Origin of the sequence: Rhodococcus sp. ZPP (assembly GCF_017656075.1) — a bacterium.
GTDB lineage: Bacteria > Actinomycetota > Actinomycetes > Mycobacteriales > Mycobacteriaceae > Rhodococcus_F > Rhodococcus_F oxybenzonivorans.
On record NZ_CP058639.1, the window covers coordinates 552,466 to 577,528 of the forward strand.

The window sequence follows — 25,063 nt, forward strand, 5'->3', positions numbered from 1 at the left end:
GCCGCTCCTGGTCACTGCCCGTTGACCCTGGCCGACAGGCATCGACGCCGGCGTGGACCGGGCGGGCGGCCTGGCAGCACCAGGTCCGCGAGATGCTGAACTCCTCGACCGGGCGTGAGGTTTGCCGCCGATTCAGGGTCAGCACAGAGTTCGTATTTGCCGTGGCTGTGACGATGGCCTCGTTCGCAGAGCGGTCGACGGGCCGTCGGGTATGCGCCTCGAGGGACACGATCGCCCACCGCAGCGGAGTCAGCGTGTCGGTAGTGAAGCGCGCCCGAAGGGCCCTCCAAACATTTTCCGTCGCCCGCGAGATGGTGCGAGGAAGGTATTTGACGGCTGACGAATCGCACGCTGCTGAATCACACCATGGGCGAATTCAACGTCGCGCGGCCTCTGTTTGGGCACTAACGTCGCCGAAGTCGCTGGTCATCGCTGCTAGGCGCGCGGCGAAGTCGCTGTCCAAGACGGTCCGGCGGTCGAAGGATGCGGCTCGCTCGAGTTATCCACAGGTGGGCGTTCGTGGCCCCCTATCCCCTTCCAGGGGATTTAAGTTCTTATCTCTTGTTAGAGAGTTATCACCAAAACGCGCGCAGACGCGCGCGGGCAAGTATTCAAGAAATCCGAAGACCCTGGCACAGCAGCCGCGACCGATCGACCTGCAGCGCACAGCCGCTGAGCTGGTCTCTTATGCGCCAGCGTTCGAATCGGCTGGGCACATCGGTGCAATCTGCGATGTTCTTACGAGTGTTGGCGTCGATGTGAATCGGTGGCGTGGGCGGGACATCGCCGCCGAACTCACACGTGACACTCAGCAACGAGGCTGGATTTGGCCCGAACGCATCGAGCGGCCCGTTGGCTACCTCCGTTGGCGATTGACTCAGATCGATTGGAACCGGCCCTCACCATCTGAGATGGCCCAAAAAGCCGCCCAGGAGGCCCGTCAGCGCATTGCTGACCGCGATGCACGCCACAGCCTCAGCCGCGGCGACCGCCCGATTGCAGCCCCAGATCATCGTCAGCGGTGTCGGGAGGCGTTCGCGTCGGGGCTTCTCAAGCGACGGAAGGCCGATACGGGAATCTGAATGTTGCCGATATGCCTGCTGAAGGCTTATCCCCACCCATTACTCGCATGGTGATGGAGAGGGAGAGTGACGACGCGGTGCGAGTCCTCAGGGAGTGGCGAGCCGCGGCATCGCTGTCACCCGAACCCCCTCTTCAGATGATGCGTCGAGGTCGATTCCGGGCGCGGACAGGCGAGGCGTGAGAGCACATTGACCCGCGGCCTATGGCGCGCCTCTCAGTGTGGCGAGTGTTAGACCGGCCCTGGAAGTCTTGAGCGGGTGCCCGAGCGGGCGAACCGATCGCATTGCGCGTGGCGGGGCCCCGTCAGTTGGCAGGATCGAACTGGAAAACGCGCACCTCCTGCGGGACCGGCAGGGGACGCAAATCTTCGCAGCCCGTTCCCGTGCGGCCTCGAAGGACGGCGATGCTAGTCCGTGTGGCCACCTTCGAGCGGTTTCCTGTGCGAGTGAGTGCCTTCTTTGGCACCGTCTCATCCTCATCGACCAGGACAGGCCTAACACTCTCGTCTATTCCACCGCCGAACACCCAGACGCCGGCGGCCTTCGCCTCCCCCACCACCGCATCCGATGCATCCGAGACTGCGAGAGACTTTCTTCGGGAACGCGATTAAGAACTTCGACGGCGCCCCGACCCCTCCCCTGTTTGAGAGATCGGACGGTGCTCGCCGATACGGGCGCGGTCCACACAAGGCTCGCTCGCCCAACGAGCGGAACTGGCCGTCTCAAGGCGTCCACCGCGTACACGGCACCGTGGCGGCCTTGCACGTGATCCACGCACCCTTGCTGTGTCTTGTCCGCCGTCCCTATTCGTTTCCCCGCTCTAGATTGTGCCCACTCCCCCAGCGGAACATTCAGTTGTTGCCTGTTGCGACGGACGCCTTCGTGTCGTTCCATGCGTGTGGACATACGACCTCTCGCGGAGGATTGCGCACTGAGAAGAGTGCCTGACAACGGAGAGCCACGGCGATTGAACGGTTCCAGTGGTTTAGTGGAACGCGCGTCCCCGACGCTCTCGCCGAGTCGTAGGTGCGACTTTCGAATCCCACCGTGGTCGTCCGAGGTGCTCGCACTGCCCCCTACCCGCCACCAAAATGTAGCTCCTGCTCCTGATCCGGCGGCATCATCGAATTGGAACGGGGCACTCTTGAGCGAGTCTTCCGACCGGTGGGTGAACGATGAGCTTGTCGGGAGTGGCGGATGACCTCAATGGAAGCGGATTCGTCACGCTCGAGTCCACCGGAAACTCTGATGGCGGTCGCCAATTCCCGGACGGTGTTGTCTTTGTACCGCGTCGGACCGACCGCGATCTTGAGCCTTCGTCTCAGTCGGCGGGGCCGACGCACTCGGTGACGCACCGTGCATCACCCAGGATCCGGTCGGGCAGTGCCTCGACGAGGCGAGCAACCACGGCCAGATGCAGGGGCTCTGCTTTGCCGATCGGTACGGACGTCGAATCCGACGCTCGTTTCGAGGCGAAAGGCTACGCATGCCGCATGCAGGGTGGCCGTACCGGATCCCGTCGGCAGGAGGTGCGTCGCCTTCCGGCGACAGCCCAGGTGATGCACGGTGCATCACCTGGAGGTGCACTCGAGTGGATCGCAGAAACCGGACCGCTCAGAGAAGCAGAGCTTCGGTCCGGCGGATACGACGACCTTCAGACCGGGTAGTGCTAGCCCATCGGTGATGCAGCGTGCATCACCGATGCGCTCACAGAGCGTGCAGGGATGCAATCCCTGACGCGTTCGCCGGGGTGCCGGGAATCGGATCGAACTCGCTTGCGTGTCGAGTATTCGAGCGAGACAGCCCGGGTGATGCACGGTGCATCACCAAAGCTGCCGTACGGCGGAGGACCTAACCGGAAAGCGTCAGCAACGGTGCCTTTAGCCCATGTGGTGAAATCGGCAATCTCCTTGGTCTGTCCGCGAACAGACGGATCCGGTGCGCCAGTCCGTCCGACCCGGTGGACTGGGAAGTGTCTCGGTAGCCGATGCCGGGCGGGCAGCCGGTGAGTCGATCGCGGGAATGGCCCACTCGGAGAAGCAGCATTTCGGCCCGGCGGCACGCGACCTTCAGGCCGTAGCTGCAATCTCATCGGTGATGCACGGTGCATCACCTCCGATCCCAATTCGGCCTTTTACTCTCGGTGTGACTACATTCCCGAGGAATCGCGTCCGGTGATGCATCGCGCATCACCGAAGTACGACCGGTTGGGGCATCGACGAGTGAACTCCAACGGCCAGATCGAGGAGCTCAACTTTTACCGATCGGGATGGATGTCGAATTCGAAGAGGACGGACATAGCGCCTACCGGCCCCGATCGCCGCGCCGCAAGACCACACATGCCGCATTCAGGGTGGCCGTACCGGATCCCGCCGGCAGAAGGTGCCTCGCCTTCCGGGGACAGGCCGGGTGATGCACGCTGCATCACCCTGGGGCTGTCGGCTCGGACTTGCTAGACGTGGGTGGTGGACCATGTCGAGTGCATTGCGGAGACCGGGTCGCTCGGAGAGGCAGAGCTTCGGTCCGGCGGACACGACCGCCTTCAGACCGGGCGGTGCAAATTCATCGGTGATGCAGCGTGCATCACCGATGCGCTCACGGAAGGTGCGAGTCCCGCTCGATAGGGCGCGTGGCTTGACCTGACCGCCCGCACCGCGGTGATGCACGCTGCATCACCCAGAGTGCGACACGCCGCCGGAGGTCTCAGGCGAAGGCGCCCCCGCCCACTACGCTCCTTCTAAATACATGCAAAGCATGCGTACAGAATGGAGGGCGATGAACGCCGGAGTGACATCCGAAATGGTGGCCACCACTCAGTCGACAGGTGCGGCCTCGACCAAGCCGAAGCCGACCGCGCGTAAACCGGCAGGCAGGAAGACCGCGAGTCGATTCCGCAAGTTCGCTGGCGGCGAAGATAGCGAGGAACTGGCGGCCGCAGCGTCCTCTGATGTAACTACGCCAGTGAATGGTGATGCAAATTCTGGCGGCATTACCGCCGCGCTCGCCGGATTGGCGGCGGCTGATGGCCAAACCGTGGTGCAAGTTCCGGTGCACCAGACCGTTCCTCATCCGTTCAATGACCCAGGCAGGTCCGAGCCTCAGGTCGGCGATCCGAAGTGGGACGAGCTGGTCAATGGGGCTAGGGCCAACGGCATTAAGGTCCCCGGACTCCTAGTGACTCGCAAGGGGTTCCTTGCGAAACGGCCTGACCTCGCTAACGCTATCGGTGACGACGCCGAGTATGTCGTCATCTACGGGCACCGCCGCCGTGCGGCCGCTATTGCGGCCGGCTTGGCAACGATTCCTGCGGTGATCGATGACGCCGTGATGGATGATCATGGCGACCTTGATGCCATGACGCTCGAGAATCTTGGACGCCAGGATCTTTCCGAGATCGCGGAAGCCCAGATGTTCGCTCGGTATTCCGAGTTGGGGTTGTCGCAGCGCGCCATCGCCGAGAAGCTCGGTGTCGACCAGGCAACGGTATCGCGGCGGCTTTCGCTGCTGCTGCTCGTTCCCGAGGTTCAAGCAGCGATTGCAGAGGACGTCATTCCTAGCGCCGAAGGTGCCGCTCTGGCGGGGGCGCTGCCCTACGGGCCGGTGCGGAGTTGGCAGAAGAAGGCCGATCCGGCCCAGGGCACGGATGCTCGTCGGGCCGAGCAACTTGCGGCGTTCGCGCTGATGTCTGATCGGGAAATGAGTCCGACTCGTGCCGCTGAACGTGTGTTGACCGAGCGGAAGTCTCGGGAGCAGGCGTTGGCCGCGGGACTCGAGATCGTGGATCCACGCGAGCGATTTGGCGACAGCTTTCATGAGCATCGATTGTTTGAAGTCTCCGATATTGATCTCGCGAGCGCGAACGTTGTCGGCGCGATCGATTCCAGCCAGGGAACGCTGGTCTTCTATGCAGTTGACAAGCCGATTGGCGAGACTGAGGATGCCAGCGAATCGGCTGCGACGTTAGCGGCGGAAGCTCGGGCGGCAGCACAGAAGGCGCGTCGAGAAGCGGGCAAGAAGCTCGTGGCTTCCATTCCTTCGCGGGAGAAGTTGGTGACCCATTTCATCGACCAGTACGCCTACGGTGTCTCAGCCCTGGCTACGAGTGTGGAGGGGTGGCGACTGGCACAGGAGTATCTGAGACTCGAGGGTCTCGACGCGACCGAGTTCAGAATGAGCGCCCAGAACGGTGACGAGAAACGTCGCATTGAAATCGCGTGGGCCTGTGCGGTCGCGGGATACGAACTTGCGGCGTCCAACGGCTCGGACGAGTGGGGACCGTCGGACCTGACGTACTTGGATCTGCTGGCCGAGCGCGCCGGGTACAGACCGACTGCGTGGGAGGAAGCCCGCCTCGATGCTGCGCGCCGGGCATTGCGTGTCGCCGATTGATCAGTGATGCACGGTGCATCACCGATCCGTATTGCCTCCGCCGGGTGATGCACGGTGCATCACCCAAGAGTGGACATCAGCTAATCGAGATACTTAACCTCAAGGAGTTCCCGTGGCTACCTATGCAGTAGCAACCCTGTCAGGCAGTGCTGGCAAAACGACAACAGTCACCTCGACCGCCACTTTGCTTGCTCAGGACGGATACCGCGTCCGAGTCATCGACATGGACAGTCAGGCAAACGCGAGTACGTGGCTCGGATATCCAGAGGCCTCCGGAAAGACAGCCGCCGACGTCCTGCGGCGCCAAGCCTCCATCAAGGAAGTTGAGCGCCCAGCACGGGTGCTACGGGGGTACGACGAAAGCGACCGGCCCGTCTACGAGGAGATCCCGAACCTCACGATCGTGCCCGCCGCACGCGACACACTCGACAAGCTGATCGTGGAGTTGCCTGCCGTGACGGGTGGTGTACTTCATCTGCGTGACGCTCTGGAGGAAGCGGATCCAGTCGACGTCACCTTGATCGACTCCCCCGGCTCCCTGAACGTTCTGGTGATCGCTGGAATTCTCGCGACGATGGTCGATGAGGAAAGTCCGTACGGTTCGTGGGGTCTGATCACGTGCACGAAGCCTTCCGGTAAGGAGAACGAGGGCATCCCCGCGTTGGAGCAGGAACTGCGGAAGATCAAGCGGACGTACCGAGTCGACGTGCCGCTGCTGTCTATCGTCCCCTGCGCAGTCCCGCCGATCGGCGATGTCTACCGTGAGCAGATGGAGGATCTGCTCAGCGAATATGGGGACAGGGTGACGCCCCCGATCCGTCGTGCGAGCATCGTGGACGAGGCCTACACGAATTATGTTCCTGTGCCGATCTACGGTTACCGGGCGAAGACGGTTACCGCCGACTATCGAGCCGCGCTCACTCATATGCAGAAGCTGGGGCTGTTCGGACAACGGGCGGCAGTCGCGTAGGGGCTGGAGACCACCCGTGGTGAACGATGTTGGGCGGCATATGCGGCCTTCGCGTGGGACCAGCACAGTCAATGTGCCCCATGATCTGCACGCGCTCGTTCGGGCTGCTGTGCGGCTCGTGCGGCGTAAGACTGGGCGGTCGTACTCGCTGATGCAGTTTACGCAGGAGGCGTTCGCGGCGCAGCTGAGAGTGATTGCGGAGACCTACAACGATGGTCGCGCGATCGAGCCGGACGCCGAGCCTCTGGAGCCTGGCAAGGCTGTGTGAGGCAGCGTGGGCTGTGATGCGGTCCAGGAGTGGTGACGAACTTTTTGAAGACTGTGCGTCGTCGTACTGAGGTAGATCCGCTCCTGGCTGGGTTTCCTGCATAAGGATTTTCGCCGCGCTGAAGCAAGTTTCGGTGTCTGTCCTGGGCATGCCGGTCGCTGGAGGTCAGTGGGAGCGCTACGCGACACACGGTGGGGTGAGGCGTTGAATTCGCCGAGTCTGTGCCGAGAGCGCGGACCTGGCGCACAGCGGGACTGGGCCCATGTAGCGCCCTGGTCCATCCCGGTATCGGCAGGGGTCGCCGTCGGTATTGCGATGGCGGGGACAGCAGCGACCGTTCTGGCCTTTCGAGGGCGCAGTTGGTGTTCTTAGTCCGCTCGGACGTCGAGATACAGCCGCAACGCTTGCTCGACCAGTGCGCTGCGGCTCCCTGCAGACCATTCCTCAGCGAGCGCATCGAGCGTGGCTGTATCTGATGCGATAATCCCGGCGAGCGGTACGCGTGCCTGTATCTCGCTGTGCCGGCGCCGCCGAGGCTGGGTGCCGACGTCGCGCCTCTTGAAGAGGCCTCCGCTGGTCTGTACAGGCTCGGCTGTCCAATGCCGTTGAAGTTCGTGGGCGTGCTTTTCGACCGCGTCCAGAACGACCTGGCCGTAGGCGCGCGCGGTCGCCCGGTCGCGGTGGCGCTCGTTCAGGGTCAGTTCGCGTAGTGCCGTGTACACGGCTGGGGGTAGATACACCTCGGGTGGAGCGATCCGGGTCGGTGCGGTGTCGCTGCGGGGTTTGGCTTTTCGGCGGGGCGGAGCGACCAGTGTTGCCGCCTCCGATTGAGGCAGGGCGGGTTCTGGCTCGAGTTCTTCTGCGTCAGGCGACTCTTCGTCGGGGACTGGTGCCGGTTGCGGCGCCTCAGCGGTGGGTTCCGCGTCGACCTGGATCGGGCCGTCTTCTCTGCTGTTTTCCGGGGCCGCTGGTTGCGGATCTGGTGAGTCCGCTGGTGTTTCGGTGACGATGCTCAGCGAGGGAAGTAAGTCATCGAGATCGCCGAGAGCACCGGGATCGAATGCAGCCTTTCTGCGTCGTGCACTCATGCCACTCCCCCGGAGACTTCGTCCTTCTCCGCAGCAGAGAGCCGACTGAGGACCTCTCGGGTGAGAGATTGGTAGTCCTTGGCGAGTCCGGAAGGGTCGCGGGACCACAAACGTTCCGCGATGTTCTTCTTTTCGCGTAGCCGTTGAATCCGGTTCTTCAGTGGATCCTCTGCGACTGCAACCAGCTCCGAGGGCGTGATGTGCCGGATTCGGAGATCGACCGCGGCTGCGCGATCAGACCGAATGAATGTTTCGAACGGGGCGGCGCCGCTCCCTTCGAGTAGCTCCTCTACCTGTTCGAATACGTCGCGGTTGCGGGCGGTCGCGCGGGGATTCGCGTCGAACAGCACAACACCGAGAAGTTTGATGAGTGAACCGCTCTTGCGGGCCCGGAGGTAGCGGGCTGCGAGGAGTTCCACACCGGACAAGCTGGCGTCGTCATCTTTGGTCGGCACGAGCAGGTATCGAGCGGTCCCCAGCAGGGCATCGAGGAGTGGCGCGTCTCCTGGCCCGGAGTCGATGAGGATCAGGTCGTACTGCTCGGCTGCCTGCAAGTCGATGAGGGTAGAGACGAGATTGCCCCTCAGGTCCATCCCTGATTGAGCGGCTGTGGCGGCGATGGCACCGATGACTGCGAGCGCCGGACCACCGGGAATGAGGTCGAGGTTCGGGCGGACGTCTCGCGTCGGTTCGAGCGGGTGCGCGTATTGAAGGGCCATGCTGAGCCCCTTCCCTCGATCCCCCTCGACACCGAGATCCGAGGACGTGACGTTCGCTTGCTGGTCGGCGTCGACGACGAGCACCCGCCGGCCCGCAGCAGACACCATGCCTGCGACGGCTGAGACGATGGAACTCTTACCGACACCGCCTTTTTGATTGGCGACAAGCACACTGCGCGGGGGCTGCGTTGGCGACATGCCTAGCAGGCTACGGCAATGCGGCCGGGTGGACGGCCACCGACACACCCCATTGGTAAGGCGTTCTCACAACCCATGACAAGGACCTGGATCATGGCCATGAAACAGCAGCTGTCAAAAGGTCCTCGAGAAGGTTCGACACCCGATCAGTATTCAGGTCAAATCCATGGCCTCTGAAAACACCGTGTACAAGATCGTGCAATAGCTCTTAGACATGGTCGTAGATAGCGGGATGTCAAAGGGCTTGAGGAAGGCCTAGTGTGCGGTCACTGATATGCCGTTGCTGCAGGTCATCAGTAAGGGGATTGGTACGACCGGTTACACGGTGTGATTTGCGGGCATTGCGCAGGTGTTATACACGGACGTAGTTAAGGCCATACGTAAGGCCGCAAAGATAACTGCATGTCAGAGTCATTTTCTGCAGTGCTGGAACAAGAGACTGGACCGCTTTTGCGGGAAGATTATGACGCTGACTCCGCCTCGCGCGCTAGATGAATGCACGAGCAGCGCAGTCGAAAACGGGTAGATCGTCATACATGACGAAGAGGGCCTAGACTCCCGGTTCCCCAGAGCCCTCAGTGGAGAAGGGGTGTCCAAGGAGTGCTGAATCCCCCACGCAGAGGCGGGAAACCACGAAATCCGGCATTCCCCACGGAATGGAGGGGTCACATCGGCGCGTATGGGCAGATGGTGCGAGCACTTACGACGACGGGGGATCGGCGTGCGAGCGCGCAGCCTCTTTCGCTAGCCGAATTCCCGACGCAAGGTCAGATGAACGGTTGCGTGTAAGGCCATACCTAAGGCCGTACATGAGGCCATATGTTACTGAGTAGGCGTGGCGTTGATTTGCTCCGATACCCCTTCGGGGCGCGCCAAGCCCGAACCTCTTTAACTCGTTGGTCATTATCATCACGCGCCGATCAGTGGTTACAGCCAATCAAAGCACCCGCAGGCGGTTTCGTCACTTGACGAAATGTTGAAAGGGTTGTTCTTCTCGCCAGTGGTGCCAGAGTGGGTGTCCGCGCGGCAGGCTCGAGCGCATCGTCAATCGATCGCGTGATGCGTTTCCATTGCTGCGCGGTGATGCGGGTGATGCACGGTGCATCACCCGGGCATCCAGCTTGGACGTTTGCGTTCGGTGCAAATACATTGCGGGTGGACGCCCCGCGGTGATGCACGCTGCATCACCGCGGCCAAGCCGCTATTGCAATACCGCCATATAGCGCCGCCGCTTCGGCGGACACCCTTCGGGTCTGAAATGCACCCGCTGATGATGTCCGTTTGAGCGATCGGGATGTGCCGACGCCTCGGGCCGAATGTCCTTTGGCGCCAGCGCCTCCCAAATTTCTCGAGTGGGTGCCCTCGCCGCGCCGCCCGAACTTGATATACGAACCACCGCGAACTTGAGCAACTGAGGTTCTGAGAGCGCCAGCCGGATCGGCCGCAGGGATGGGTGAGAGGCGCAATGGCTGCGCCAGAGCGGAATGTCCATGCACGTACTGTCGCGGATTCCGAGAGCGAGGTTGCGAAGGGAGGGCCGAAGTTGGCAGTCGAGACTTCGTCCACCCGGCCTCCGGGTCGATGGGTAGCCTCGATCGACTATTGACACTGTCTATCCGGAGTGTGACTGCCCGGCTATGCGGCAGGTGCTGGTGAACGCGTGTAATGACGTAGGGGGACAGGGACATCAGCGAACGGGCGCATCCATATTGTGTTGGCGACCTCCGAGGTGAGTCGTCGGGATGCCACTACGTGGGTCAAGCGAGTGGAAATCGTCGCGTTGTCGCGTGTTCATGCTGTTGTGTGGCGTTATCTCGGCGATCGGAGTTGGTTGCGGCTCCAGTTGCAGCGTGGCTCAGTGCCGAGACGGCCATCTGCGTGTTCGTGGCGGCGTGGTGTGAGTTCAGATTGGTGACGCCATGGTCAAGCATGTTCACGTATCGGGGGACCACTCGATTTGCGCGCCCGTATGCGGGCCTTGGCGTTGACTCGACGTCGTCTACTGTCGGCGAGTTCGGTCGTCCAGGTGTGGGCCCGGCCGCAGCCGCCGCCAGTTCATTGCGGGGCGAATTCATCTGCTGGGTCTTCCTTCTCAGCAGTGCAGTTCTTGCGGAACCCGTACGCTCCCGGCGTACCGCGTCACTCGAAGGGACGGCAACGTCGGTCCTCTGGTTCTGCGCTATACGCCGCAGTATGGGGGCGTGCCGGCGCTAGCATGGGCCTTGAAGTCTCTTCTCGTTTGATACGACTGGGTGCGTCTGTGAGGTCGTGGAATGACTCGATGGAGTTCGAGTTTTAGATGCGGTCGGACGTCCCAGAGTGTTCCATGAGGGCGCCGCTGCTGCGCAATACGGTTGTATGTTTCGAGTGCTCGTGAGTGTCGCCTCCCCGGTGCCGATGGCGCTATCTCGTCTGACCCGGACTCTCAAAGTCAGCGTGTCTGGTCCTCGTGTGAAGGTTGCCCGGAGACAGTGAGATAGTTCCGTTCGGAAGATGAGCCAACATTGAGTGGCTGGGATTATCGTCGTTGATGTCTCCACGTTCTCTGTGGATCGTCGGTCTCCATGGTGAATCGGGTGGGTATTACGCCGCGGTCCTTGGTCCACGGGGGCGCGGGCCGGGGGAGACTCCAAGTGCTGCGAGTGGGCCGCGCTCCTCGTCGGGCAGTTGGTCCGCTCGCCACTTCTTCACCGCCCGGTACAGCCACTGACCTACCTGTTCCCCGTCGTCGTTCACATAGTTCGCGGGAACGAGTGCATCGCCGTGTTGCTCACGGTAGGCAGCAATCTCCGCGAGCATGCGACGCCGCTTGCTGTCGGTACGAGTCACGGCGGGTACAGGGGCGTCGTCTTCGCTCCACACGAATCCGATCGCATCGAGCTCGCGGATCCGCTCGGCAGGCAGTGTCCCGAGCATCCGAGCGACGCGCTGACGGTACTGCCAACGACCGAGCCTGAACCCACACTCCGTGACGTAGTCCTCGGGCATCGCGGTTCCGGGGTGTTGTTGCCGGAAGGCCGAGTACAGCTCCACTGCTGAGGTTGCGGACCGCTGAGTTCGCATCGAGATCAGTCCTTCTGTGAAAACCCGACATGGCAAGTAGTTAGTCACTGCTTCGATTATGTCAATCGCTGAGAGCGCGTGCCACGCATGACCCGGGCAATCTGGTCGAGGGATTCGGCGCAGCGAGCGGCATTCGGCTCGTCGGCAGTTGCAAGATCGCCACAAATCGTAGTGAGAAAGATGCCTGTAGACATGGACGGCTTCAGCACTTAGCGGATGCGTAGTCGCGATGAGGGGCATACCTGGCTTCGGCCGGCCGCCGGCAGTGTTGATAGATGACCTGGGGTGAGCGTCGGAATGGGTCCTTTTTGGGGCTGCTCGGTGCATTGTGAGCCCGAAGGGGCACTGACGTGACCGCGTGTGTCGGTTGGATGCGCGCAAATACCGCAGCGAAAACGTACTCGATGCAACGGCGACCCCGATAGCCTTGTCGGATTCGCAGGTACGCCTTACTTCGCAGTAGTGTTCGCCGGGAATCGACGATGAAGGAGTGGAACTGTGGCGCGCAAAATTGTTGTCGAACGCCTCGACGACATCGACGGGACACCGATCAAAAATGGCAAGGGTGAAACCATTGCGTTTTCCGTTAACGGTGTCGACTACGAAAACTGACCTGAAGGCCAAGAACGCCAAGGAGTTCCACAGCACTCTCAACTACTACATCGAGCATGCAACTCGCGTTGGCGGGCGGAAGCGTCGGTCGACTGCGGCAGTGGCTCCATCGAATGGGCGAAAGCGGGCAAAGGACATTCGGGAATGGGCAACGGCCCAGGGATATGAAGTGTCCTCGCGTGGACGCATCCCTGCCCAGCTCGAGGAGGCGTACAACGCAGCGCACTGATACTTGTGCGTGTACTCGGCCACTGCCTCCAGCCAGGGTATTCGGATTTGGCTGGAGGCCGCGCGGCTGTCCGATCAGTAAGCTGTGGAAGCTTCGATGAGTGCTTGGCGCTGGTTCGCTCCGAGTCCGCCGATCCGGCGGGTCTCGGCGATCGACAGTTCCTCGAGGAGTTTCGCGGCTTTCACTGATCCGACACCGGGAAGTGCCTTCAGCAAGGCCGACACCTTCGTCTTCTTCACGATTTCGTCCGTTTCAGCCTTGGCGAGTACCGCGGCCACCGTGAGCTCTCCAGCCTTCACGGCTGAGAGGAGTTCGCTACGCGCTTTGCGGGCTTCGGTTGCCTTCGCCAGCGCGTCAGCGCGTTGTTCTGCAGTTAATACAGGTAATGCCATGTGGTGCTCCTTGCTGCATCGCTCAGCCAGTTCGTCTGGCTGCTGTTCGCCATAGTGCCAGGTGGCCCGGACAAGCGTGGGTAGTGATCGGCTTGAGTCCTACAGTTTGGTGGTCGATTCGGGGGTCGGAGGGTGTTGCCGGATCGGGGGAGAGTCAATGGCCCTGAAGCAATTTCGCTTCCGAGTGGGAGTGAGATGCGCAGGAAGTCATCACGCACTGTGGTCGGGATCAAGTTGGTTGAAAAGCGTTGCGCCGTTGACTGTGTACTTGTTCGCGCGGACGTGAACCGGGCGGGCGCCGAATAGCTTGGTGTTGACTGACTGTAGGGCTTTACGGCCGAGACACCGCAAAACGGCGGGCACCTCCTATCTGGGTGCTATCGAGACGCTGACGCCAGGTGTCTTTGCTCGTTGGTCAGCTGGCGAGTCGATGCTGCACTCACTCATCTCCTGCCGGAAGATCTCGGAGGGATACTTCGTGGGTACGTTGGCGCGGCCGTGTGGTTTTCGTTGAGGCGATTCGTGGTGGCCGCGGTCGAGCGGCTTCCTGTGCGATGCGGCGGTCGGATGCGCCCGACGTGGATACCCGACGGTGCGGGGTGGTGTGTACATGGTGGGTACGGCATGATTCGCGATGTCAGGTGTCGGTGCGGGTGATCAGGTGGCGTCGGTGGAGGTGAGTGATGGACCCATTCGAGTTCGTTGTTCACATTCCGTGCCCGCATTGTCGTGTGGGCGTTGGGGAGCGCTGTGTCACGAAAGACGGCTATGAACGGAAGATTCCGTGTTTGTATCGTGTGAAGCTCGCGAAATGGCCTGACGCAGAGCAACGACCGGATGCTCCGCCGGATTCGTAGTCAGACCGCTTCACTTAATGTCGGCGACTGCGTGCTTGATTTGTGGGGTGTGCCGGCCGCTGTCGGTGGCGAGGCGCGCGTTGGACTGTCCGGCTGGTTGAGCACTTTTCATGCGGGCGTTGGGTGGATGCGTCTTTTCGCTGCATCGCGTCCCCGGCGCCGACCAACTCATCCGGTCATATCGCTGCTGAGTGGTGGCGGAGCGACTGTGTGATCTGGTGCGGAGTGCTGGATTCATCTGTGCCGGTCCGGCTCCCGGGGTGTGATTGCCGTTGCGGGGCACCATTGCGTGACCTTCAAAGAGCCGAGTTTGTTGCCGGTAGGAATCGTAAATGTGCAGGCTCCTAGCCAGGCTCCGCGGGATGTGCGCGCCCAGGCGTGCAGCACGCCGGGAACGTGGACGTCAAGATTGAGCCCGTCGGCGCGGACTCGCAACGGGAGGTCGTGAGCGAGGCGTCCGCCGCCGTGCGCGATCGCGGTAGCTAGGTCGACAGTGACCGGCCGGGGTGGGTCTACGCTGCGCCATGGCTTTGGGTCGTGCACTGCCTGCCAGTTCTCGAACATATGTTCTATTATCCACCACCGTGACGCTTCTCCACCAGCCGGGAGCCGATTTCTGTGTCCGAGGTCAGAAGCATGTTGAAGAAGCGGGCGGACCGGCGATGCTGGTGTGAGTCGATGGGGAAGGCTGGGTGTGGCGGGTGGCGAACTGCGTTGTTCGGTTGGGCAAGGTGGGCGGATATCTGGTTCGGCGATTGTGGTGGGAGCTTGCTGGCCAATTGGTCTCAGCGGTGACGTTTCGGGTGACGTGGGCATTCCGTCGGACAGGCGACAAGGGCTGTCGGTGGACCACGCCATACTTGTGTGCCACTTCAGTCCCACAGGTAACAGGAGAACTGCCACATGCGTCGTCGTCCCCGGTCCGCTCTGCTCGCCCTCGGTGCGGTCACCGCGCTCGGCTTGACCGGGTGCTCGGCCCTTGCTGATGCGGACCCTGGAACCGGCTCCCTCGGGGACGCGCCGGCCGTCCCGTTGGTGGGGTTTGATGCGGCACCGGCGTTGGCGAAGCTCGACACCCTGGCGGTGAAAGGTCGCGCCCCGAAGACCGGGTACACCCGTGAGCAGTTCGGTCCGTCGTGGTCCGACGACAACGGTGTCGAGGGCGGCCACAACGGTTGCGATACCCGCAACGACATCCTGCGCCGCGACCTGGTGGACCTCACCTATAAAGCCAGTACCCGGGACTGCGTGGTGGCGACCGGCACCCTGCACGACCCTTACACCGGCACCATCATCGCCTTCGTCCGCGGCCAGGACACCTCCACCGCGGTGCAGATCGATCACGTCGTCGCCCTGTCCGATGCGTGGCAGAAAGGCGCCCAGCAGCTCAGCCCGGAGCAGCGCCGCGACCTGGCCAACGACCCGCGGAACCTGCAAGCTGTGGACGGCCCCACCAATTCGAAGAAGTCCGATTCCGACGCCGCATCCTGGTTGCCGCCGAACAAGAGCTACCGATGCACCTACGTCTCGCGGCAGATCGACGTCAAGGCCCTGTACCGGTTGTGGGTGACGCAGGCAGAGAAGGACGCGATGAGCCAGGTCCTGCACTCCTGCTGAGAACGAAGTTCCTTGCGCCGAGGGGGATGCATTTACGGCAACTCCGCTATGGTCACCCTTTCGGGTCGACCCGGCACGGAGGCTTTTCCGCGCCGCCGGATGTCGACGAAGCCGCCACTCGGAGGAGGATTCGCGTTACTCGGCGGTGCTCACACAGCGGATTCACGTCCTGCGCAATTTCTGCAACTAGCCTCACACCGGGTTGACCGCCTGATCGACAATCCGCGGTGCATCGGCAGATCGAAGGGGTCGAAGGCGACTGGAACGGTGCGCCTCGCCTGGTCCAGGCGCATCTTGTGGCATCTGCCCACGAACAGTCATGGCCGAATCCTCCTCACAGAAGACGTTTCCCACCCCTCGCGGCTATGGGGTTGCTCAGTGGAGGAGTTCGATGCGGAGTGCGCTGTGGCTTTCCGGGCCGTGCAGGTCGATTGGACCAATGTTGGCCACGTGAATGCTCACCGAATGCACGGCGCGCCTTACCTCACGGTATCGCGCCGGGTGTTAGATCGAATCTACTGTTGTGAGCGAGGTGGTTGTCTTGTTCGTGCTGTTCGGGCACGTCGATACACGCGGGAGGATGCTCCGGTACGTAGGGGGTCGCGGGCCGGTGCCCGTCAGACCGGGCAACACCGGGTACTTAATCGGCCAGGAGACCAGGCACGGCACTGGAGACGTCCCGTCAACCAGAACTGCCGGGACGGAAGTGCCTCGACGAAATTTGACCTGGCACGCCCCAATGCCAGCCGGATCGGCGGGCGTGTCGAAGGAAAGAGGTGATCGACACTGATGTCCATCGCTGGTACTGATGGTTCCTGGTGCAGTGTCGCTGCCGATTACTTCTCGAGGAGGCGCAGTGTCCGATAGCGGTGTGCCGTTGTTGATGGTTGATCGGTCCGAGGCCCTCGACCGCGATGACGCGTTCGCGGTAACCGAACTCGCCGACGGTTCGGGGTGGAAGCTGGAGGTGCACATCGCCGGCGTCGCGGACGTCGTGCCCCTAGGCTCCGCGGCTGATGCGACGGCTTTCCTGCGCCGTGAATCGAAGTACCTTTCCCGACGGACGGTACCGATGCTTGGCCGCGACACCGAGCAAGCGGCAACCTTGACCGAGATTGCGGCGAGATCCACACTGCGCGTCCAGGCTGCTCTGTCCGCGGACGGGATTGTGTCCGGGGTGAGTGTCGATCGCGGGCGGGTGCCTGCCGGCCGGTGCGTCGCGGTCGATCACGCGCAGATCACCGAAATTCTGGGTTCAGTCGACGACCCGCTACACAAGTGCGTGAAAGCTGCGAATGACGCCGCGCAGGTGCTGCTTCAGGGGCGTCGCCGGTCCGGTGCCTTCGCGCTCTACGACCTCACGCATGGCTGGCGTTCCACCGAGGAAGGGGGAATCGCACCGATTCCATCCGACGTGCGGACGGTCGGGTATGTGATCGTGCAGGAGATGATGATCGCAGCCAACGAGGCGATCGCCATGTGGTGTGTGCGGGAGGATCTCCCGGTCCTGTTTCGCAATCACCGCAGCGCGGTGACCGCGGGCAGCACCGAGGACCTTGCAGCGGAGGTGGCGGTGGCGATGACTGATCCGGTGCTGTTCGAGAAGCTGCGTTCGCGTCTGCAGTCGTCGTTTCGTGCTGCCACGTATGCCCCGACGGTGCACGGCCATCACGGGCTTCGGTTGGCGGCCTACACGCACGCGACGTCGCCGCTGCGCAGAGTGTCGGACCTGATCACTCAGCGGGTAATTTTCGCCCACCTCGACTCCGCGCCTGCCCCGTACACAACCGAACAACTCGGCAACCTCGCCGTCGACATCAACCGGCGCATCGCCGCGGACCGGGAAGAAAAGGCAGCACACTTCAAGGCACTCGATCGGAAGGTGACCGCGCAGGTCGTCGCCGCCGGTGAACTCGAGGGTCTCGACTCGAAGCGGTGGGCGAAGGTGCTGGCGGCCGCGACCACACGCGACCCGATCGGTGAAGTAGTCACCGAGCTCCGCCGCCGAATGAAGGCTGACGAGGTAACGGTCACCACCATCGTGACGTTGCTCGACGCTCCGGAGAGTTGGGCACCGATCCGATCCGAGGTCTTCGACTGGGCATCGCAGTCGCACCCGGAATTCGGGCCGAGTGTCGTGTCGATGTGGCTACAAGCCCATCCCGATTTGCCCAAACCCGAAATCGACAGCGATCACCGTGGGCCCTCGCACACCCCGGTATACGCTGCCCGCCTCCGAGTGGGCGACGTCCGCGGACCGTGGGCAACCGCGGGCAGTAAGAAGCGAGCCGAGCAGGACGCGGCATGGGGCCTAACCCAGGCGATCGCAGCCGGAGAGAGCCATCCGGAGGCGGACTCCCCGCTGCGGGACGAGCCGCAAGCAGTTCCCCTGAGCACCACGCACGCAGGGATTCGGGCGCGACCAGCATCAGCGCGCAACGGAGATTCGGATTCGGTCCAGGCGGCGAAACAGCGGGAACGAGCGCATAAGAATCCGATCGCGTGGGTGCTCAGCCATGCGCAACACCACGGGCATCCCTCCCCACAGTGGGCTGTAACGGTGGAGGGCGCCGCCCACGCGCCGGTGTTCACATGCGAAGTCCGTTACCGGGACCACACGGCGACTGGCCGCGGAACAACAAAGACGCAAGCGAAAACCGCTGCGGCAGAGTATCTTATCGATTCGCTTCTCGACGAGGCGTCGCCTGCTCAATCACACCCGTAGATCGATCTTATCCGCGGATTCGTTCGAACATACGCAGTGCCGTCCGTAGCAAGGTCTCGTTCTGGGGCTCCGGGCAGCGATACAGCCGCTGGATGGCGCCAGCGATCCGCGCCGCCACCTCCTCCGGTAGCGCGGGCCCCGCGGGGTGCTGCTACAGGCCGTTCGTGGCCTCGTTCACCGGTTCGATCGTCACCGACGCCAGGGTACCGAGGTGCACCGACACGCTGCAGAGCAAAAACGCGCTGACGTGCGGTTTCGGGCCCGACGGTGCGATAATTGAAATTATCGCGGCCTAGTGCGCACAAACCATGAGTGACACGGAGCGACGCCATGGAGAGGGCCCCGAGTGCATTTTGTTGTAGGTTCCACATTTCGGTGTCGGTTTTCCAGATTTCGCGTCGGTGACGTGTCGGTTTCCACATTTCGTGTCGGTAGGGAGTCCTAACCAGGCGCGTTTTCGCAGCTCAGAGAACTGGATGGCAGAGCGACGCCTGTACAGGCGATTGAGGGATCCGACAAGATGGTAAGAATCCCGCACCGACACAGCGATGGAAATACGCAGGTCAACGGACTGCGCTGCCGACATGAAGCGCCGGAACCTACATTTGTCCTCTGCCAATGTGTGTGAAGTGACAGGCGAGTTGTCCAATTGACAACCTTTTTGTCCAATCGTGCCTACGGGCTTGTCCAGCCACCGAACGACCGCCCTCATGAAAGCCCCGACCGCGCTCGCTGCCCTGTCATCGCCGCAGGCCCAGACCCTTCATTCCCACACGAGGACGGCTCCCGCTGGGTCTTTCGCGACGCGCACGGAGACCGACGATTTTCGATCATTGACAGGTTATTTGGCACACTGGCCCGGCATTCCAGCAGCAAAGCGGTGGACAACTACCTGGTCCGATTGGACATCTCCGGTGTCACTTCACAATGTGAAGTGACAGGTGAGACTTCCGTCGGGATGTCAGTGCGGTGAACTGGGCTTTTCCCATCTGCGTCAGCGGATTTTCCCACTCGATGTCAGTTTTGTCCGGGCGTTGAGGTTGACTTTGGGGAATGGGATGGAGGAAGAAATTGATGCATCCGTCCTGGTCGAGGAGAGTGCAGCGCCGGATGCTGTCATCCCCGGGTGGGACTCGGCCACTGACATCGAAACGGGAATTGCTACTGACACTCCGACGGGAATTCTCACATGGCTTGACCCGCGCGTTTGTTGGGCTGCGCGCCGCCCCGTCCGGCGGACGGCTACCTCCAGAATGTGGCAGGAAATCAGCGAGCCGCTCTGCCACATTGTTGAGGCATCCCAGGTCAACGGGCCGCTCTGCCACATTGTTGAGGCATCCCAGGTCAACGGGCCGCTCCCACCTCGCCTTAAATGGCATCGGACACATTTTTTGTAGGTTCCGCGGAGCGGTGTCACTTTCCAAATTTCATGTCACTCGCATGTCACTTTCCAGGTTTCGTGTCACTCGGGACAACACTGGATGCGTGCCCAGGACCGGAGAGGTCGAGGTCAGGTACGTGCAGGACGACGGCGGTCCTGTCGCGACAACGGTCGCTGCCGTGGATCCGCATCAAGTCGTTCATGGTTTGCCGGTTCGACGAGTCCGGAGCCATCATCGGCGCGGGCACTATGCGGGGTTCCCTCCGGGTCTGGACGGTGTTGCTGACTGTTGCTGTAGGTGACCCAGTCCTTCGGTGGGCAACGGGTTCTCACCCCGTGTCGGTCAGGTGGCTGTCGTGTTCCGGCGGTCATGATCGACGCAGGAGGTGGAGAGTTGCGACCATTTCCCGTGAAGCTTCCCTCAGGTACCCGGTACTGGACAGTGATCGACGACAATTTGCGGACGGTGGCGGTCGCAGATGCGTATCTGCGATACGTGCGTTCGGACGCGACGACGCCGAGTCGACGACCAAGAGTTACGCCGGAGCGGTGTCGCTCTACTTGACGTGGTGCGGACTGGCACACCTGGACTGGCGGACAGCCGCCGACCGACTGGGGACATTCATCTTGTGGCTGCGGCACACTCCCTCTGATCGAGGCAGACCGGGCGCGTCGGTGGTGTTGGCCGGTCCAGGCGCCGATGTGGTGCGTGGACCGCGGCGGATCAACGCCGTGCTGGCCGCGGTGCGGGGGTTCTTGGGGTTCGCGGTCGACCAGGGCGAGGCCCCGCAGGATGCGCTGCGGCAACTCTAGAAATGGGCGACAGCCGGAGCTTGCCGGCGGAGGCTCGCGGTGAGGACGGCGCGTGGCGGCTGCGGATGCGTGCCCGGCACCGGGTGCAGGTCCCCAAGAGCCGGCCGCTAGTCAACAACTACGGAATCTGGACTAGGTGGCCCGTGAATCATTCGAAATTCGCGCCAATCTAGGTCTTACGAGCCGATAATCAGGTTCGGCGACTGGTTGGGGCTCCACCTGTCTGTCCGTGAAACGCGCAGGACCAGGATCAAGAAGCGGATAACCGAGCCTTCACGAACTCGGGATCAAAGGCAGTCGGGCCAACCTTCGCGGCGCCGCCTGGGCTACCGAGTTCGGTGAAGTATTCAACGTTAGCAGTGGTGTAACGGGTCCACTCCTCGGGTACGTCATCTTCGAAGAAGATTGCCGAGACGGGACATACCGGTTCGCAAGCGCCGCAATCGACGCATTCGTCGGGGTGGATGTACATCATGCGTGCGCCCTCGTAGATGCAGTCAACTGGGCATTCTGCAACGCAGGCCTTGTCGAGTACATCTACACAGGGCTCGGCGACTACGTATGGCACAACTGGCTCACTCTCGGTGAATCGGGATGGGCGATATCGCGTGCGGAGGATCTAGTCCGATTTTTCGGTTACGTAACGTCAGTGAACTGATTCGATTGCTGACGATGTTGGTGTGACCGCGACAGGTGACTGTCAGCGTGGGTCCCCGATGATGGCTTCGATACTGGAGGTGCAAGCCGGGTCGCGCGATCCACCATCCGACGCCGAACAGCCGATGACGGAAAGATTTCCAGTGGTCAAACCCCAGACGCTGTCCTGATCGACACCGCTGATGGCGATCATCGCTGCGCGATCCACCATCTTCACGCGCTCTCGGTGGCACTGTGCTCCGAGTTCACGCTCGTGTGCGTCGAGGCGAAGCCATCCACTCCAGGTCGTGTACTGCACGTGACGCGATAGTAGGAGCGCGTCAATCGAATTCGGCTCACGATCGACTGCCCTCGGTAGCACCGCAAGGTCCTCGAGTAGGCTCTTCACGGTTTCGGCGGCGTCGCTGCGAGTCCGCCCGATCAAGCCAACGGGACCTCGCTTGATCCAGCCATTCACATAGATACCGGGAAGCGCGCCACCATGATGGTCAATCACCCGACCTGCGATATGGGGTACGACGGCTCCGTTGTTATCCCATGGCAAACCGGGCAGGGTGGTGCTGCGATATCCTATGCACCGATACACCGCCTGTACCGGCCACTGAGTGTGAACGCCGCTTCCCGCCGTCTCACCGTCGCCGACGTATTGCGTGCGCTCGGTGCGAAGCGCCACGACGCGCTCGGTGCCGATTACCTCGACGGGGTTCTCGAAGAAGTGCAGGTATAGTTTGCGTGGGCGTCGATCATCACGGGGCTTGGTTGCATACTTCTCCAATTCTCTGGTTACCATGCGTATCTGGCTATTCTGTTCTTTCGCTGCGAGACTAGCTTCGTCATATTTGATGTCGGCTGGGTCTACTATCACCTCGACGTTCGGTGACTCGCCGAGTTCACGTAGTTCGAGCGGAGTGAACTTGGCTTGTGCAGGTCCACGCCGAGCGAAGAGGTGGACTTCACGAACCGGCGACAATCTCAGAGCGCGATAGACATTGTCGGCGATCTCCGTGCTGAGGAACTCGTCTGCTGTCTTGCTGAGCATCCGGGCGACGTCGAGAGCGACATTGCCGGCGCCGATGACCGCGATACTTTCGGCGGCGAGCGTCCAATCCAGGGGGGCGTCGGGACTACTGTCGTACCACGACGCGAACTCCGCTCCGCCGAAGCTTCCGGTCAAACCGATACCGGGTATATCGAGGTCACGGTCTTTGTTTGCGCCGGTCGCGAAGACCACAGCGTCGTATCGGTGTTGAAGGTCCGCGAGATCGATGGCGACTCCGTATTGGACATTTCCTAGGAATCGAACCTGCGGTAGTTCAAGTACCTCGTGCAGAGCCTTCACGATATTCTTGATGCGCGGATGATCCGGCGCCACACCATACCGGATCAGTCCGTACGGTGCTGGATGCCGGTCGAAGATGTCGATAGAGACGGGGACATCGCTCTTGGCAAGGGCATCCGCCACGTAGATACCGGCGGGACCAGCTCCGATGATTGAAATACGTGCAATCGGTCTCATGTCTGCTTGGCTGGCCTTTCGTTGGTGTTGTGGGCGGTTAGTCACTTTGGTCCCGCAAACGGCGGATTGGGCCTTGCTTCCGGATTGTCGGTAGGCGGAGCTGCGTCTTGAGGCACGCGGGGCGGCACTGCATAGTTTTCTACGGCCTTGGAACTGGGCAACCGTCGTCGTCCGCGACGACAACCTGGTCGGCGATGCCCCTCCGATCAGCAACCACCTTCATGGTCTACCTACTGGCATTCAGGATGTTCGGCACAGTCCGGCCGCTCTCGCGGTCAAATACGCGCCCCGAGGGGGTGCCGCTTGACCGAGGACACCGAGGGAGGAGATGCCGTAACTTTCGGCGACCGATGTGACTGTGTCAGGGAAGGTTGGCGAACACCCTGATCGCCTGCTCCGGGCAGACTCCGACCCCATCCTCTACTGCTTGCTCGAGGCCGGGAGGCACCTCGACGGCCCGACCGATATCCTTGTTGTAGCCGTCGTCGTCCTCGCCGAATACTTCGGGAGCGACCGCATAGCAGCGGCCCTGGCCGGAGCACAACGCCTCATCAACGACGTATTTCATTGCTTAACCTCTCTTGGTCCGGGAGTGAATACCAATGGGAGCTTGTCCATGTTCCGAGTGATCGTGCTGTTGCTGTACACCGGCTCTTCCCCGCTGGCCATGGCGATATCCGGAAGGCGGCGAAGAATTTCTTCCAACGCGACAGCGGCTTCCAGCCTGGCGATGTGAGATCCAATGCAGCGGTGCGGTCCCGATGACCCGAATGCCGGGTTGACCGCAATGTGGCGATCGATGTCCACCTCGTGCGGATGGTCGAACACCTCTGGATCGCGGCAAGCTGCAGCGAACGAGAGCATCAGGAATTCGCCCTTGGTGATCTTCTGACCCGCCACCTCGGTATCGCGGGTTGCCGTCCGTCCCAAGGCAACGATGGACGCGTAATAGCGGATGAACTCCTCGATGGCACCGCGATGCAGCGAGGGATCTGCCGCAAGACGCGCCTTATCCTCGGGGTGAGTCGCCAGATGATGCGCCATTCCAGCGAGCAGGTAGGTGGTCGTTCCGATTCCGCCGGCAAGCAAATCGATCAGAATGAACAGCTTGTGCTCCCATGAGCACGGTTGACCGTCCTTGTCGAGTACTCCGGCCAGGATCACGTCGACAAAATCGTTGCGTGGCGGCTCCTTCTCTCGCATTTTGAGGTACTTGTCGAGAAACTCCGCGATCTGTCCCCACGCTTGCGGACGTTGGTCCATCGGCCCACGCATCGCTACGTCCGTGGCCTCCTGGATGTAGGGCAGCTCACTGAGAGGAACGCCGAGGAACGTTGCAAAGAATACGCGTCCGGGCAGCTGGGCCGCGAACTCGTCGACAAAATCACAGCTTCCCTTTTCGATGAACCCGTCGATGAGGTCCGTGATCTGCTCCCGAATGCTCTCGGTGCGCGATTTGATCGCTCGGGGATTGAAATAGGGGCCGAGCGCCCCGCGCCAACGCGTCTGATACGGGGGATCGAGCTCGACGGGATAGAGTTTTGCGCCACCATCCTCACCACCTCGCCCGGGCTCGAATCCGCCCTCGCTGGAGAATGTTTCCCAGTCCTGCGCGCACCTGCGGACGTCCTCGTATCGGCTCACTACCCAGTAGCCGCCGGCGACGTTGCTTCGCGCTACCGGGCACTTGGCCACGAGCTCGCCCAGGACTTCCTCGTAGTTCTCCGCAAAATCGGGTGCGTCGAGGTCGAAATCGTTGAAGTAGTCGCGACGGTCGATTTTGTCGTCTACGGTCATTGTTACTCCTTCGCTTTAGGATCTTTCGTATGCCGACGTAGCTGCGTCGGTGAAGACCACGCCAAAAATGAAAGATTCGGCTACAGGACCTGAGTTCGCCTGGCGTGTTAGCCGCTTCTGCCTATTGCGAGTTGTCCCAGGGAGTTCCGTCGGGGGCGTCTTCCTCGCCTCGCATCTGGCGAAGCAGTCCATCGTTGTCCCAGTAGGCGCGTTCGGCAATGAGCTTGGTCGGGTCGTCACCGAAAATGTATAGACCGCAGAAGGGGAAGGAGATGAATCGGCCCGAGGCCGGTACCCCCGCGAACTCGGCCGAATGCGTTCCTGTCACAACACCTTCGCGAACACAACATCCAGGAACGTCGTAGGTGTGGGTGACCTTGATGTGCATATCTGGGAGCACGCTGAAGAGCATGTCGTAGAAGTCGGCGACGCCCTGAAGCCCCTCGAAATGGGTGACGCCGGGGACTACGTCGTAAAAGACCCCTTCGGTAGCGAAAGTCTCCGTCAGAACTCGACTCTGTTCGCCGGCATTCTCCAGAGCGACATGATGTTCGACGCACTGACGCTGAGCCTCGATCCTCTCGGCATCAGTCCACTTTTTAGCAACGCTGGCAGTCATCGATATTCGACCTTTCGAATCTGAAGTCTGGATCGCGAAGATCCCTTGCCGATGACCGTACGTCTATGTGC

14 protein-coding genes and 2 pseudogenes are annotated in these 25,063 nt (G+C 61.8%); 6 read left to right on the forward strand and 10 right to left on the reverse strand.

The window, feature by feature from the left end; genetic code table 11:
• Positions 1-1,386: 1,386 nt before the first annotated feature.
• Positions 1,387-1,665, reverse strand: a pseudogene (locus HYG77_RS41040) (transcription initiation protein); the annotation flags it as partial.
• Positions 1,666-3,836: 2,171 nt separating this feature from the next.
• On the opposite strand from HYG77_RS41040, the gene HYG77_RS33865 reads away from it, so the two are divergent.
• Together HYG77_RS33865 and HYG77_RS33870 are read left to right on the forward strand one after the other, a co-directional pair.
• Positions 3,837-5,471 (forward strand): ParB/RepB/Spo0J family partition protein, encoded by a 1,635-nt coding sequence (locus HYG77_RS33865; protein WP_244461482.1) that lies wholly within the window; start codon positions 3,837-3,839, stop codon positions 5,469-5,471.
• Between the two features lie 112 nt (positions 5,472-5,583).
• A complete protein-coding gene (locus HYG77_RS33870) occupies positions 5,584-6,441 on the forward strand; it encodes a ParA family protein (protein ID WP_159928707.1) in 858 nt (285 codons plus the stop codon).
• A gap of 636 nt (positions 6,442-7,077) precedes the next feature.
• Here the strand turns inward: HYG77_RS33870 and HYG77_RS33875 are convergent.
• From HYG77_RS33875 to HYG77_RS33885, 3 genes are all read right to left on the reverse strand, one after another.
• Positions 7,078-7,797, reverse strand: a complete 720-nt coding sequence (locus HYG77_RS33875; RefSeq protein ID WP_208963971.1) for a hypothetical protein — start codon at positions 7,795-7,797, stop codon at positions 7,078-7,080.
• Positions 7,794-8,714 (reverse strand): ParA family protein, encoded by a 921-nt coding sequence (locus HYG77_RS33880; protein ID WP_208963972.1) that lies wholly within the window; start codon positions 8,712-8,714, stop codon positions 7,794-7,796. Before HYG77_RS33880 ends, HYG77_RS33875 begins: the two co-directional genes overlap by 4 nt.
• Positions 8,715-11,297: 2,583 nt before the next feature.
• Complete coding sequence (locus tag HYG77_RS33885; protein WP_208963973.1) at positions 11,298-11,777, reverse strand: helicase associated domain-containing protein; 480 nt, start codon at positions 11,775-11,777, stop codon at positions 11,298-11,300.
• A 498-nt stretch (positions 11,778-12,275) separates the two neighbouring features.
• Here HYG77_RS33885 and HYG77_RS33890 point away from each other — a divergent pair.
• Positions 12,276-12,618, forward strand: a pseudogene (locus HYG77_RS33890) (Lsr2 family protein).
• 74 nt (positions 12,619-12,692) lie between these two features.
• On the opposite strand, the gene mihF reads toward HYG77_RS33890, so the two are convergent.
• Positions 12,693-13,010 carry an integration host factor, actinobacterial type gene (mihF, locus tag HYG77_RS33895; RefSeq protein ID WP_208963974.1) on the reverse strand — a complete coding sequence of 106 codons (318 nt, stop codon included), beginning with the start codon at positions 13,008-13,010 and terminating at the stop codon, positions 12,693-12,695.
• A gap of 1,760 nt (positions 13,011-14,770) precedes the next feature.
• On the opposite strand from mihF, the gene HYG77_RS33900 reads away from it, so the two are divergent.
• The 3 genes from HYG77_RS33900 (at position 14,771) to HYG77_RS33910 (ending at position 20,403) form a co-directional block, all read left to right on the forward strand.
• On the forward strand, positions 14,771-15,484 hold the full coding sequence (locus HYG77_RS33900; RefSeq protein WP_208963975.1) for an HNH endonuclease family protein: 714 nt from the start codon (positions 14,771-14,773) through the stop codon (positions 15,482-15,484).
• An 883-nt stretch (positions 15,485-16,367) separates the two neighbouring features.
• Complete coding sequence (locus HYG77_RS33905; RefSeq protein WP_208964266.1) at positions 16,368-18,209, forward strand: RNB domain-containing ribonuclease; 1,842 nt, start codon at positions 16,368-16,370, stop codon at positions 18,207-18,209.
• 1,930 nt (positions 18,210-20,139) lie between these two features.
• Positions 20,140-20,403, forward strand: coding sequence for a hypothetical protein (locus HYG77_RS33910; RefSeq protein WP_208963976.1), 264 nt, complete (start codon positions 20,140-20,142; stop codon positions 20,401-20,403).
• Positions 20,404-20,653: 250 nt separating this feature from the next.
• Here the strand turns inward: HYG77_RS33910 and fdxA are convergent, their stop codons facing one another.
• From fdxA to HYG77_RS33935, 5 genes are all read right to left on the reverse strand, one after another.
• Entirely contained in the window at positions 20,654-20,971 is a 318-nt protein-coding gene (gene fdxA / locus HYG77_RS33915; RefSeq protein ID WP_208963977.1) for a ferredoxin, read from the reverse strand.
• 132 nt (positions 20,972-21,103) lie between these two features.
• Positions 21,104-22,576, reverse strand: a complete 1,473-nt coding sequence (locus tag HYG77_RS33920) for an FAD-dependent oxidoreductase (protein WP_208964267.1) — start codon at positions 22,574-22,576, stop codon at positions 21,104-21,106.
• A 361-nt stretch (positions 22,577-22,937) separates the two neighbouring features.
• Positions 22,938-23,144, reverse strand: a complete 207-nt coding sequence (locus HYG77_RS33925) for a ferredoxin (RefSeq protein ID WP_208963978.1) — start codon at positions 23,142-23,144, stop codon at positions 22,938-22,940.
• Complete coding sequence (locus HYG77_RS33930; RefSeq protein WP_208963979.1) at positions 23,141-24,373, reverse strand: cytochrome P450; 1,233 nt, start codon at positions 24,371-24,373, stop codon at positions 23,141-23,143. Before HYG77_RS33930 ends, HYG77_RS33925 begins: the two co-directional genes overlap by 4 nt.
• Before the next feature lie 121 nt (positions 24,374-24,494).
• Positions 24,495-24,992 (reverse strand): ester cyclase, encoded by a 498-nt coding sequence (locus HYG77_RS33935; protein WP_208963980.1) that lies wholly within the window; start codon positions 24,990-24,992, stop codon positions 24,495-24,497.
• Between the last annotated feature and the right edge of the window lie 71 nt (positions 24,993-25,063).